Genomic DNA, 12,237 nt, shown 5'->3' on the forward strand with positions numbered 1-12,237 from the left:
AGACTCAGCTCAGACGCCGGATGGCCTCCAGGTCCTGCGGCGCGACGAGCATGCCCTCCTCGTGCCGGACCCACCACTGACGGGTCCGGCGCAGCTCCTCGAACGTGGAGTACCGGTACCGGAAGACGCGGGCGCGCACGTACCTGGGGCGCTGCCCCGCGAACGGGTCGTGCGCGAGGAGTCGCAGCGTGGGTCGGTCCGCCTCGAGCAGGCGGCGCAGCAGCACGGTGAACCACCGGTACTGCGACGGTGAGCCGAGGGCCAGGAACCACATGCCCCAGTCCAGCCGCAGGTGGTAGGGGGCGTACTGGCGCGGCCGGCGCCCTGTGCTGCCCGGCTTGCCCTTGAACTCGTACTCGCGCCAGTCGCTCGTGAACGGGTCGTCGTCATCCGTTCCCTCCACGACCACCTCCGAGCGGCGCCGGGTGATCGAGCCGAACGCGCCGTAGGCGCCGACGAGGTGCCACTGGTTGAACGAGGCGTTCATCGCCTGGTGCTTCGAGAGCAGGTTCTTCGCCGGCCACCAGCTCAGCACCACGAGCAGCACGCTGACCGCGAGCACGATCACCACGAACCACGCGGGCGACGGCGCGTGGGTGGCCTCCCGCAGGGGGAGGAACTGGTCGAGCACATCGTCGGAGACCGCGGAGAAGGCGAGCACCATGGTGAGCCAGTTGAGCCAGGCGAAGTTGCCCGAGAGCACCAGCCAGCCCTGCGTCACGACGATCACCGCCGCGGCCGCCGAGGCCACCGGCTGCGGGAGGAACAGCAGCCACGGGACCACCAGCTGGGTGACGTGGTTGGCCGCCACCTCCACCTTGTGCAGCGGCCTGGGCAGGTGGTGGAAGAACCAGGAGAGCGGGCCCGGCATCGGCTGGGTCTCGTGGTGGTAGTACAGCGCCGTGAGGTCCCGCCACACGACGTCGCCGCGCATTTTGATCATCCCGGCGCCGAACTCCACCCGGAACACGAGCCACCGGAACAGGAAGATGACGACGACCGGCGGCGCCACCTCGTCCGAGCCGAGGAAGGCGGCCAGGAACCCCGCCTCCAGGAGCAGCGACTCCCAGCCGAAGCCGTAGAACACCTGGCCCACGTTGACCACCGACAGGTACAGCCCGTACATCGCTAGGAAGACGAGCATCGGCACCCACGGCGGCCCGCTCTGCGGGAGGCCGGCGACGACGCTGAGCGCCAGCACCACGCCGGCCCACCCCACAGCCAGCACGAGCCGGTCGGAGTAGCGACGGCGGAAGAGCGTCGGCCCCGTGCGGGCACCCACCCGGTCGAGGTAGCGGGGGACCGGCAGCAGGCCGTGCTCACCGAGCAGGGGGCGGAACTGGCGCAGCACGGCGACGAAGGCGACGAGGTACAGCAGGGCGATGCCCCGCTGCAGGACGAACCGGGCGGCGTCGTAGTCCTCGGCGGCGAACCACTCCACGGCGTGCCTCCTCCTCCCTCGACATTGCACACCCAAGGGTGCTCTCGGCGCAGCAGAGAGCACGGTGCGGCTGATTGACGCGCGTCATGGTCGCGGTGGGGGAGGGCTCCTAGCGTCGCGATCAGCACCTCGGAGGACCGGGGTGGAGGAACCACAGAGAGGACGAGCCATGAGCACCGAAGCCCCCGTCACCACCCGCACGATCCTGCGCGCGGAAGGGTTCTCCTGCCCCTCCTGCGTCTCGAAGATCGAGAAGCAGGTGGGCCGTCTCGACGGCGTCGAGGCCGTGACCGTGCACTTCGCCAGCGGGCGCGTCGAGGTCGACCACGACCCCGACAGGGTCGGCGTCGACGAGCTGGTCGCCGCCGTTGGCAGGGCGGGCTACGTCGCCCGACCGTCCGCCTTCTGAGCGCCGTGGCCCGGGCCGCGTCACACGCAACGCGGCCCGGGGCGGGCACGGGTCCCGGGACGGTCACGCGCCCCGCGCGGCCGGCCCGCGTGATCGGTTGTCGTGTCCGGCTACCGCGCGCGCTGCGGCTCCGCGGTCTGCCCCACGCTCGTGACCGTGGTCAGCAGGAAGACCGAGTCCTCGAGCGCATGCACCGAGTGTCGGTCGTGGGTGAGGACGGCCAGCTGGCCGGCGCCGAGCTCCACCGTCTCGCTGCCGGTGACCGTCACCCGGCCGAGCAGCACCTGGATGCTGGCCGCGTCGGGGGAGTTGTGCTCGCCGAGCTCGGTGCCCGCGACGAGCGCGATGATGGTCTGCCGCAGCGGGCCGTCGTGCACGAGGAGCTCGGGGCTGCGACCGCGCTCGTCGGCCTTGGCGGCGGCGAGATGGGATGCGGCGAGCTGGGACAGGTCGGCCACGGGATCCTCCTCCGTCGGGTACGTGCCACTATGCCGCCACGACCGGTCTCGCGCACCGCGCGGCCGTCACTGGCGTCGGCGTGGCCTCGTTCGCCGACGTGAGGCTCGCGGTCCGCCGTCGTCCCTGGGGAGTCGGGCCTGCGTCGAGGGGGAGTCAGAGCTGCGGCGCGGCGGCCGGAGCAGGCCCCGGCACCTGGCCCGCCCGGATGTGCACCGCGTCCACGATGATGGCGACGCACTCGTCCAGGGAGAGCGACCCGGTGTTCAGCACCATGTCGTAACGGTCGGGCCGGCGGGGGTCCCAGCCGTAGAAGTCCTTCGACATCTGCGCGCGGACCTCGTCCTCCCGCTTCTGCCGCCTGGCGGCCCGCTCGTGGCTGATGCCGGTGTCCCGCGCCGCCCGGGCGACCCGCTGCTCGACCGGTCCGTCGAGCAGGACGTGAAGGGTGGCGGGGCGGCCGGCGAGGATGACGGCGCCGTTGCGGCCCATGACGACCCCACCCCGCGCGGCCTCCTCCTGGACGATGCGGGTGTTCTCGAGGGCCAGCTCGTAGCTGTCGCGCTGCGCCGCCGGCACCGCGCCGCCCTCCGGGCCCGCGTAGCCGGGTCCCATGGCGCTGAAGACGCGCGAGAGCAGGCTCTCCTTCTCGCGCCGCTCCTCCTCCGCCTCGAGCTGCTCGGAGCTGAACGCCTGCTGGTGGAAGGGCAGCCCGAGCGCCTCGGCCACGCGCGGCCCGACGTAGCTCGCACCGGCGCCGTAGGTCTCGAAGAGGGTGACCACCGGCCTGACCGGTGACTGGTCGCTGCTCGACATCGCTACTCCGCATCGCCGTCGACGCTGTCGGGCGTCGCCCGCAGTCGCCGTGACCACTCTAGGAGCCCTCCGGCGGGTCCGCTCCGGAACCTCGGGCGACGGCGCAGCCGGGCAGCCCGGGCAGCCGGGCGGGCCGGGCAGCCGGGCAGCCCCGCGTGCGGGGGCTTGGGTGCTCGGGCGCGCGAACCCGCCACGACGTGTCGGTCACCGCCGGACGCGTGGACGCTCTTCCGTCCGGTGCATATCGTCGTCGCGGGGCACGGGCCGACAGTGCCGCGCAAGGGAGGGGGCCGGACGTGTTCGAGCGCGTGGACCCGTTCATCGGCACCGAGGTGACCGATCTGCCGCAGCCGTCCGGCCTGGCGGCCACGTGGTGGTGGCCCAAGCCGCAGGTGGGCAACACCCACCCCGGCGCCGCCTACCCGCTCGGCATGGTCTCCGCCTGCGCGTACTCCGGCGCGTACCCGACGGGCTACGGGCGCTACGAGCTGAGCACCGAGGGCGTCCCGCGCACCATGCACGACCGCCAGGTCGCCTCCGGGTTCACCCACTTCCAGCAGTCCGGGACGGGCGCGATCCGGAAGTACTACAACTACTTCCGTGTCACCCCCATGCTGGAGCCGCTCGACGCGCTGGGGACGCTGTGGGACGTCGAGGACGAGGAGGCCGAGCCCGGCTGGTACGCCGCGACCCTCTCCTCGGGCATCCGCTGCGAGGTCACCGTCGGCCCCAAGAGCGCAGTCCACCGGTACACGTTCCCCGCGCACCGCAACGCCCGCCTCGTCATCGACCTCTCGCTCGGCGGCCTGGCGATCCCCTACGGCAGCACCATTCCCCTGCGTGCGCACCTGCAGTCGCTCGGCCCAGGGGTCGCCGAGGGCGAGATCGTCATGGAGGGGGCCCCGCTGGCGGTGCACCTCGAGTGCGACGCCGACCAGTGGCGGCAGATGCTCTGGTACGACCGCCGGCTCATGCCCGGCGGCACCAGGCTGGACTTCGACTACATCCGCCCGACGACGCTGCGCCCCTTCGGCCTGATGTGGGCGGGACCCGCGGAGCCCGGCCAGGTGGTCGAGCTCCGCCTGGGCTTCTCGCTGCGCGGGAAGGAGCAGGCGCGCGAGAACCTCTACCGTGACTGCGGGCCGGGGCCGCACAGCTTCGCCGCCCGCCGCGAGGCCACGGCGCGCAGCTGGCGCGAGCACCTCGGCACGATCGCCGTCGACACCCCCTCGCCCGAGCGGGAGACGGTCTTCTCGACGGCGCTCTACCACTCGCTCCTCAAGCCGTGCCTGGCCCGGGGCGAGAGCCCGTTCTGGCCCACCGGCGGCCCGTTCGCGTTCGACATCAGCACGATGTGGGACATCTACCGCACTCAGCTGCCGCTGCTCACGACGCTCGTGCCGGACCGGGCGGTCGAGCTCGCCGAGGCGCTCCTCCACATCTGCGAGGAGGAGGGCAACCTGCCCATCGGCTACCGCATGTCCCGCGGCGCCGACCAGTTCTCGCGACAGGGCTCCGCCCTGGCCCACACGTTCCTCGCCGACCTGTGCCAGCTGGGGCTGCCCGGCATGGACTGGGAGTGGGCGCTGGTCCACATGCACAACGACCTGCGCCGGATGTACGGCGAGGACTTCCTGCTGCGCGGCGAGGCGCACCCGATCAGCCACACCCTGGACCTCGCGTTCGGGTACTGGTGCACGGCGAAGATCGCCGCGCAGGTGGGTGACCGGGCCCTGGTGGCCGAGTTCGCCGGGCTGGCGCAGCAGTGGCGCAACGCCTTCGACCCGTCCACCGGCCTGCTCAAGGACTCCACGTTCTACGAGGGCGGGCGGTGGAACTACTCCTTCCGCCTCGTGCACGACATGGCGGCGCGCATCGCGCTCGCGGGCGGCGACGAGAGGTTCGTCGGCCTGCTCGACCGCTTCTTCGGGGTCGGCGCGGGGCCGGTCACCCAGCCGGGCGTGCGACCCACGGCGGAGGAGATGGCGCGCGGGTACGCGCTCGGCCGGTTCGAGGGGCTGAACAACGAGCCCGACATGGAGGCCCCCTGGGCGTACCAGTACGCCGGCCGCCCCGACCGGACGGCCGACATCGTCCACGCGGCCGTGCACCACCAGTTCGGCACCGGCCGCGGTGGCCTGCCCGGCAACGACGACTCCGGCGGGCTGAGCTCCTGGTACGTCTGGGCGTCCCTGGGGCTGTTTCCGGTGGCGGGGCAGAACGTGTTCCTGCTCAACGCACCCTCGTTCCGGGAGGCGCGGATCGACGTGGGCGGCAACGCCCTCGAGATCGCCACCACCGGGTTCGTGGAGCCGGAGCCCGGCGGCCCTGCGCAGTACGTCCGTTCGGCCCGGCTCGACGGCGTGCCGCTCGAGCGCAGCTGGCTGAGCGGCAACGAGCTCCACGCGGGTGGCACACTTCTCCTCGAGCTCGCGGCCACGCCGTCGGACTGGGGCACGGCCCTGGCCCACCGGCCGCCGTCGTCGCCCGGGCCCACCCCTCCCGCCGAGATGTCACGAGCTCGGTGAGACGTCGCCAGCTCGTGAGCTCTTACCGAGAGAATGGCGTCTCACCGAGGAAGTGACGGCTCACCGCCCGCCCGCCCGCACGAACCACTCCGCCCGCTCGACTCACCCGCCCGCGCGCTGGCCGCCGCCCGCCGCAAGAAACCCTGAGACCCCCGTGGAGGTACCGCGCCCATGACCACCCCTGACCGCCGCCTGGTGATCGTCGTCCGGGCCGACCCGGTGATCTGCGGGCACTCGGGCGAGGCGCGCAACCTCGCCGAGGCCGCCCTGACGCGGGGATTCGACGAGGTCCGCATCGTCACGTGGCCGATCGAGCGGCTGCAGGCCACCGGGCTGCCGCTGAAGCCGCTGGACCACGTGCTGCCCTACAGCGACGGGATCGTGGTCGAACGGCCCGGGCCGGTGGGGGACTACAAGGTCCCCGACGGCCGGTACCTCGCCGGGATCACCGGCCGGCTGATCGAGCTCTTCACCGACGGCGTGCCCACCGTGTGCATGTCGCTGTACCTGAGCCCGCACACCGTGGCCGTCGCGGACGCCGTGCGCGCCGCTCGCAGCACCGGCCTGCCCGTCAACGTCACGACCATCGCCGAGGCGGTCGGCTCGGACGTGACGAACGTGGTGCGCTCCTGCGTGGACGAGGGGCGCTTCGGCGCCGCCGCGCACGTGCTCTCGAGCTACCTCTCCTCGGACGTGTGCGTGGCCGTCTCGGAGTACACCCGTGACCTCATCGTCGCCGAGGCCGCGGCGATCGACGCCCGTCACGGCACGACCTTCGCGGACCAGTGCCGCGAGCGGGTGGCGATCTCCTACCCGGCCATCGACACCGGCGCCTACCTCGACCTCGACGACGCCGAGACCGAGCGGGTTCTCGCCGCCCGCGGGCTCGAGCGCGACGGGTACGTCCTCTTCCTCTCCCGTCTGAGCCCCGCCAAGGGCGTCGACGACCTCATCGAGGGCTTCGCCGCGAGCTCGGTGCACGGCTCGGTGCGGCTCGTCGTCGCCGGCAGCGGGCCGGCCGCGGGGGCGCTGCGCGCGCAGGCCGCAGCCTCGCCCGTCGCCGACCGGATCGTCTTCCTCGACGACGTCGACGACGCCGAGAAGCCGCACCTCATGGCCGGCAGCGCCGCGTACGCGCTGCCGAGCAAGCCGCTGCCGGAGTTCACCGAGACGTTCGGAATCGCGCTGGTCGAGAAGATGCTCGCCGGCGGCGGGCCGGTCATCACCACCGACACCGGGGGGATCGGCGAGGCCGTGGCCGACTGTGCGATCGTGGTCCCGGTCGAGGACCCGCCCGCGATCGCCGCCGCCCTGGACCGCGCCGTCGGGATGCCCGCCGCGGAGCGGCTCGAGTGGGAGCGGCGGGCCCGGGCGCACAGCCTCCAGTTCGACCGGGCCAACGTCTTCGACCGGCTCTTCGCCCGCCTCGACGAGCGGCCTGAGCTGGCCCCCGCGCGCGCCTGAGCGGCACGCGCCGGGAGCGGACCAAGGTCTCTCGCAGCTCCGCCGTCGTCCCGGGTAGGAAGGAGGGGACGACGGCGGAGGTGCGTCATGACGACAACCGAGCCCTGGTCCGGGCGTGAAGGGACCGTCGAGGAGCACCGTCGGGCGGGGTCCGGCGGTGCGGCCGGAGGCCCGTCGCCCGGCGGTACGGCTCGGGAGCGCTCGCCCGGCGGTGCGGCGCCGGCCGACCCGAGCCCTCCCTGGGCGCGGCGGGTCGCCGTGGTCGCCGGCGCGATGATGGTCGGGGGCGCCGGGCTGAACACCTACATGACCCTGGCCCGCCCCGGGTCCTACGCCGGGATGGGCGGCTGGTTCCAGGAGATCTCGCCGTGGGACCTCGGCCCGCTCCCCGCGCTGTGGGAGGCGACGTTCGGCGAGCATCCCCGCGTGGCCGTACCGGTGGTCGGCATCGGGTTCGAGGCGACGATCGGTCTGCTCGCGCTCTCCCGGGACCCGCGCCGACGCGCCGCCGGGCTCGGCGGGATCGCGGCGTTCCACACCGCGCTGCTGGGGATGGGCCTGTGGGCCTGGGCGCTGCCCTGGCTCGGCGTTCTCGTCCCGGCCGCGGTGGTCACCGCTCGGGCCGCGCGGCGCTGAGCGGCGGCGGCGCGAGGTCGGCCACAGCGACGCACTCGGCGGCCACCTCGGCCGCCCGGCGCAGCGCCGCCGCCACGTCCTGCGCGTCGAGGTATGCCGTCAGGAATCCGGCGAAGAACGCGTCGCCGGCGCCGTTGGTGTCCACCAGCTGCTGGACGGGCACCGCGGGAACGTCGGTCCACCTGCCGTCAGCCTGCAGCGCGCTGGCGCCGGCCGCGCCGTGCGTGCAGACCACCAGCTCGGCACCGCCGTCGACGAGGGAACGCATGCAGGCCGCCGGGTCGGCCAGCCGGTCGGAGCTGAGGAACACGTACCGCGCCGACATCGCGAACTCGCGGTGGTACGCCGCCTCGCCGTCGTAGTCGTGAAGGTCCGTCCACACCGGGATGCCGGCGGCGACGGCGGCGCGCAGGACCGGTCGGGCGTGGTCGGCGAGGTCGACGACGACGGCGTCCGCCGCCGCCAGCGCCGCCCGGCTCGCGTCGGCGTGCTGCTCGACGCCCGCTTGCGGGGCGGTGAGGTAGAGCGAGACGCGGTCCCCGGCGGCCATGAGGTTGGCGTGCCGCTCCGTGCGCCCGTCGAGCGCCGGCTCGGCGAGGAGCCGGACGCCGTAGCGGTCGAGGGTGGCGCGCACCCGCGCGGCCGGCTCGTCGTCGCCGAGCACGGTCCGCAGGGTCACCTCCGCGCCGAGACGGGCCAGGTTCATGGCCTTGCCCGCGGATGTCCCGCCCACGGTCTCGTGGAAGCCGCGGGCGAAGTGGGTGCCCGGCCGCGCCTCCGGGAGGCGGTCGAGGTGGACGAGGAGGTTCCACGAGGCGGGGCCTGCCACCAGGACGCGGGTCGGGCTCACCCGCCCGACGCTACCGGCGCCGCGACTCTCGCCCGCGCAGGACGTCGAGGCCGGCGCGACGGACGGCGTGGCATTGACGGTCACGGGATCTCCGGCAGGGGCCACCGCTCGCCGGTGGAGCTGTCGATCAGCGCCGCGTGACTGACGTGCAGCCGCATCGGGAGCACCGTGTACGCCAGGGCGGCGACGGCGGGAAGGTCCCCGAGGCGGGCCCGCGTGGCGAGGCTGACGTGCGGCACCCAGGCTCCCGGCCGGTAGTTCCGGTGGAGGTCGGCGCCCGTGCCCACCGAGGCCTCCACGACCCGCTCCTGGCGCGCGGCGAGCTCCGACGTCAGCGACGGCACCAGGGAGGCCCGTCCGCGGCGGAACAGGCCGAGGGCGTCGGCGTGGAGGGTGACCGGCCCGCCGTCGGCAAGCGCTGTGACGGCCTCACGCACGGCCTCCACCTCGTAGGTGCGCAGGACGGCGTAGGACAGGTGGGGCACGTGCCGGCGGTGCGTGTGGCTGAGCAGGGTCGGCACGCCGGCCTCCTCGAGGCGGGTCCACAGCGTCCGCAGGGCACGGTCCGCGGCGGCGTCGAAGAGGAGGCAGACGGCGAGGGCCACTAGGTAGCGTCCCGGTAGCGCAGCGAGCCCGGCAGCCCGGCACACTCGCGCCCGAGGGGCACCGGAGCGATCAGACCGTGGTCCCGCAGCTCACCGAGGCGCCGCACGACCCGGTCACGCAGGTCGTCGGGGGAGATCGTGTTGACGTTGATCTTCGTCCCGCCCTCGAAACCCGCCAGCGTGGACACCCGCCACTTGAGCATTGCTCGCAGCGGCATGGGCAGGCCCGCTTCCGGGGGCCGGTGGTGCCACTCCTCGTTGGTGGGCACCAGCGGCCCGGTGGCGGCGTGGCAGGCGTGGAGGAGGTCGGAGAAGTCCCGCAGCTCCGCCGGCGTCAGCTCCCACGGGACCGCGGCGGCCGACTTGGACCACACCTCGAGCGTGGGGTAGCGGTGGCCGATCCCCGCGAGGGCGACGGCGTGGTCGGTCTCCGCCAGGAGAAGGTCCTCGTCGAGGGCCACCTGCAGCACCGCGTCGTTGTACAGGTCGGGCTCGAGGCGCAGGCGGCCGAGCTCGTGGTCCGTCTGGCGGCCGCGCTCGTCAATGGCGACCAGCTGCTTGTGGAGGTGGTCGAAGGACGCGCCGGCCGGGCGCAGCCAGTTCTGGAAGACCGCGACGTAGCGCGCCGGGGGGATGTCGGCGTACAGCGATCGCATCGCCTCGACGGTGAAAGCCAGGTACTGGCGGTGCTCCTCCGGCGTGAGGGTCCCGGACGACGCCGGCAGCGGTGCGTCGGCGGCCCTGTCGGCAAGGTGGCGGCGGGCGACGACGACGTCGTGTCCGCCCGCGAAGAGGCTCCTCGCCCCCGCCAGCCTGGCGTCGGGGCTGACCGCGTCCCACTCCGCGGCGCTCGTCCCGTTCGCCTCGGCCCGACGGCGCAGGACGCGCTCGACGTGGACGCGCCCGGCGGGGGAGGCGAGGTAGTCACGCTCGTGCGCGACCACGTGTTCGGGCGGGACGTACCCGTGGTTGAGGCGCCAGTAGTCGAAGGAGAGGATCTCGAAGAGGTTCGGGATCCGGCGGAAGTCGGCGACGGTCGCGTCGAGCGACTCCGCCGGCAGGCGTTCCAGCGTCCGCCAGGTGCCGTCGGGCGAGCGCACCAGGCGGGACTTCTCCGGCGGGGTGTCGAGGTAGCGCTTCTCGCAGAAGGCGCACCAATGGCCGTGCTGGGCCGGGTCGAGGGCGTCGGTCACGGACGCGACGGCGAGCGGACGGCGGGCGCGGCCCGGAACGGTCCACACCTCGGTGCCGGTCAACGGGTTGAACTGCTTGACCGTCCCGTCGGGCAGCCGAGTGATCGGCGCGGGGGACGACGGGCTGAGCATGGGCACCTCGGCGTGCGGGCCCGCCCGGCGGGTCCGGGCGGCGTCTCGATGGTACGACCGGCAGCCCGGGCCCGTGGCCGGACGGAGCTCTGCGCGCCGGCCCGCCGAACGTGACGAACCCAGGCGCTGGCCTCACGGCTGGCGCCCGGGTTCGTCGCACTGGATGGTCCGCCGTCACGGGCGAAGACCCAGGGTCAGGCGGTCTGGGCCTCGTGCTCGCCCTCGGCGAGCTCCTCGACGAGCTTGGCGTTGAACGCCGGCAGGTCGGCCGGCGTCCGGCTGCTCACGAGGCCGGCGTCGACCACGACCTCCTCGTCCACCCACGTCGCGCCCGCGTTGCGCAGGTCCGTCTTCAGGCTGGGGTAGGACGTGAGCGTGCGACCGCGCACCACGTCGGCATCGGTGAGGATCCACCCTCCGTGGCAGATGACCCCGACCGGCTTGTGCTGGTCGAAGAAGTCGCGGGTGAGAGCGACAGCCTTCTCGTCCATGCGGAGCTTGTCGCCGTTCGCGACGCCGCCGGGGAGAACCAGGCCGTCGAAGTCGCTGGCGCTGGCGTCGGACACCGCCAAGTCGACGGTCGCCTCGTGCCCCTTCTTGCCGGTGATCGATCCGGCCTCGGGCGAGATCAGAACTGCCTCCGCGCCGCTGGAGGTCACGGCCTCCCAGGGCGAGGTGAGCTCCGAGTCCTCGTAGCCGTTCGTCGCGAGAAAGGCGATGCGCTTGCCGTTGAGGTCCGTCATGTCGAGGGCTCCTCCCTGTCGGTGACTGTTCCTCTCGAGGCTACGTTCGGCCCCCGCGGTCTGCCACCGCGGCGGCCGCTGAGCCGGCAACAGGACTGCAGCCGCGAGTGGGCGGCACCGCAACGTCGAGTGAGCGGCACCGCAGCTCCGACGGCGCAGCGGTGATGTGGCGTGCCAAAGGGCCGCAGTCCGGGGGTGGTCTGCGGCCCGTGTGGGCGTGGGGGTGCGTCGTGGGCGCGGGTCAGGCGGCGGTGTGGAGGGTGGTGATGGTGGTGCCGTCTGGTCGGGTGAAGGTCCAGTGGTCGCCGGTGCGTTCGATGGTGATGTTGTGTCGGTGGACGTGGTCGTGGTGGTGCCAGCACAGGAGGATGCCGAGGTGGGCGGCGGTGGGGCCGTGCTGGTCGTACCACCACAGGGAGTGGTGGATCTCGCCCTCGCCGGGTGGGGCGTGGCAGTCGGGGTAGCGGCAGGTGCGGTCGCGGGCGATGATCGCGCGGGTCTGGGCGGCGGTGAAGAGGCGTTCCTCGCGGCCGGAGTCCAGGATCTGGGAGTCGGGGCCGAAGATGACGCGGTGGAAGCTGCCCTGGCAGGCGAGACGGGCGAGGAGCTGGGGGGCGATCGGGGTGCCGTCGGCCAGGGTGGCGGGTTCGGCGCCGAGGAGCGTGCTGTGGTTCAGGGTGCCGGGGATGACCAGGGCGCCGCCCTGGCCTGCGCCGGGGCTCGCGGTGCCGGGGCTGGGGGTGGGGCGGCTGGCCTGGATGAGGCGGGTGAGGGTGTCGTAGGGGACGTGGACGCTCAGGTGGGGGCGGATGCGGGCGCCGGGCTGGAGGATGCCGGCGTCGAGGGTGAGGCGGGCCAGGGAGGTCAGTGAGGCGGCGCGTCGCTGCGTGGGCGTGCGGGTGTCGGAGGCCGACGGGGTGCCGGTGCGTGCGTCGAGGGCTTCCTGGAGGGTCTGGCCGTTGGC

At 73.5% G+C, this 12,237-nt stretch carries 12 protein-coding genes; 4 read left to right on the plus strand and 8 right to left on the minus strand.

The window, feature by feature from the left end; genetic code table 11:
• Positions 1-4: 4 nt before the first annotated feature.
• Entirely contained in the window at positions 5-1,441 is a 1,437-nt protein-coding gene (locus KZX45_RS12295; protein WP_248258022.1) for a lipase maturation factor family protein, read from the minus strand.
• Positions 1,442-1,610: 169 nt separating this feature from the next.
• On the opposite strand from KZX45_RS12295, the gene KZX45_RS12300 reads away from it, so the two are divergent.
• A complete protein-coding gene (locus tag KZX45_RS12300) occupies positions 1,611-1,850 on the plus strand; it encodes a heavy-metal-associated domain-containing protein (RefSeq protein ID WP_248258023.1) in 240 nt (79 codons plus the stop codon).
• A gap of 110 nt (positions 1,851-1,960) precedes the next feature.
• Here KZX45_RS12300 and KZX45_RS12305 read toward each other — a convergent pair whose 3' ends face one another.
• Complete coding sequence (locus KZX45_RS12305; RefSeq protein WP_248258024.1) at positions 1,961-2,308, minus strand: cupin; 348 nt, start codon at positions 2,306-2,308, stop codon at positions 1,961-1,963.
• 154 nt (positions 2,309-2,462) lie between these two features.
• Entirely contained in the window at positions 2,463-3,122 is a 660-nt protein-coding gene (locus KZX45_RS12310; protein ID WP_248258025.1) for an AAA family ATPase, read from the minus strand.
• Positions 3,123-3,418: 296 nt separating this feature from the next.
• Between KZX45_RS12310 and KZX45_RS12315 the strand changes: the two genes are divergently transcribed.
• From KZX45_RS12315 to KZX45_RS12325, 3 genes are all read left to right on the plus strand, one after another.
• Positions 3,419-5,650 (plus strand): glycoside hydrolase domain-containing protein, encoded by a 2,232-nt coding sequence (locus tag KZX45_RS12315; RefSeq protein WP_248258026.1) that lies wholly within the window; start codon positions 3,419-3,421, stop codon positions 5,648-5,650.
• A 171-nt stretch (positions 5,651-5,821) separates the two neighbouring features.
• Complete coding sequence (locus tag KZX45_RS12320) at positions 5,822-7,114, plus strand: glycosyltransferase (RefSeq protein WP_248258027.1); 1,293 nt, start codon at positions 5,822-5,824, stop codon at positions 7,112-7,114.
• An 87-nt stretch (positions 7,115-7,201) separates the two neighbouring features.
• Complete coding sequence (locus tag KZX45_RS12325; RefSeq protein WP_248258028.1) at positions 7,202-7,750, plus strand: hypothetical protein; 549 nt, start codon at positions 7,202-7,204, stop codon at positions 7,748-7,750.
• Here the strand turns inward: KZX45_RS12325 and KZX45_RS12330 are convergent.
• From KZX45_RS12330 to KZX45_RS12350, 5 genes are all read right to left on the minus strand, one after another.
• Positions 7,725-8,600 carry a carbohydrate kinase family protein gene (locus KZX45_RS12330; protein ID WP_248258029.1) on the minus strand — a complete coding sequence of 292 codons (876 nt, stop codon included), beginning with the start codon at positions 8,598-8,600 and terminating at the stop codon, positions 7,725-7,727. The two genes, KZX45_RS12325 and KZX45_RS12330, sit on opposite strands and share 26 nt — an antisense overlap.
• Before the next feature lie 80 nt (positions 8,601-8,680).
• Positions 8,681-9,205 carry a 2'-5' RNA ligase family protein gene (locus tag KZX45_RS12335; protein WP_248258030.1) on the minus strand — a complete coding sequence of 175 codons (525 nt, stop codon included), beginning with the start codon at positions 9,203-9,205 and terminating at the stop codon, positions 8,681-8,683.
• Positions 9,205-10,530 carry a DUF4921 family protein gene (locus KZX45_RS12340; protein ID WP_248258031.1) on the minus strand — a complete coding sequence of 442 codons (1,326 nt, stop codon included), beginning with the start codon at positions 10,528-10,530 and terminating at the stop codon, positions 9,205-9,207. The genes KZX45_RS12335 and KZX45_RS12340 overlap by 1 nt, the downstream gene beginning before the upstream one ends.
• Positions 10,531-10,724: 194 nt before the next feature.
• Complete coding sequence (locus KZX45_RS12345) at positions 10,725-11,273, minus strand: type 1 glutamine amidotransferase domain-containing protein (protein WP_248258032.1); 549 nt, start codon at positions 11,271-11,273, stop codon at positions 10,725-10,727.
• A gap of 241 nt (positions 11,274-11,514) precedes the next feature.
• Positions 11,515-12,237, minus strand: a 723-nt coding sequence (locus KZX45_RS12350) for a DUF222 domain-containing protein (protein WP_248258033.1), incomplete at its 5' end; no start/stop codon positions are given.

Origin of the sequence: Georgenia sp. EYE_87 (genome assembly GCF_023148685.1) — a bacterium.
In the GTDB taxonomy this organism is placed as follows: Bacteria; Actinomycetota; Actinomycetes; order Actinomycetales; family Actinomycetaceae; genus Georgenia.

Coding starts and splice junctions, on each gene's coding strand:
- KZX45_RS12300 (WP_248258023.1), top strand. CDS start 1,611: ATGAGCACCGAAGCCCCCGTCACCACCCGCACGATCCTGCGCGCGGAA.
- KZX45_RS12320 (WP_248258027.1), top strand. CDS start 5,822: ATGACCACCCCTGACCGCCGCCTGGTGATCGTCGTCCGGGCCGACCCG.
- KZX45_RS12325 (WP_248258028.1), top strand. CDS start 7,202: ATGACGACAACCGAGCCCTGGTCCGGGCGTGAAGGGACCGTCGAGGAG.
- KZX45_RS12310 (WP_248258025.1), bottom strand. CDS start 3,122: ATGTCGAGCAGCGACCAGTCACCGGTCAGGCCGGTGGTCACCCTCTTC.
- KZX45_RS12345 (WP_248258032.1), bottom strand. CDS start 11,273: ATGACGGACCTCAACGGCAAGCGCATCGCCTTTCTCGCGACGAACGGC.
- KZX45_RS12340 (WP_248258031.1), bottom strand. CDS start 10,530: ATGCTCAGCCCGTCGTCCCCCGCGCCGATCACTCGGCTGCCCGACGGG.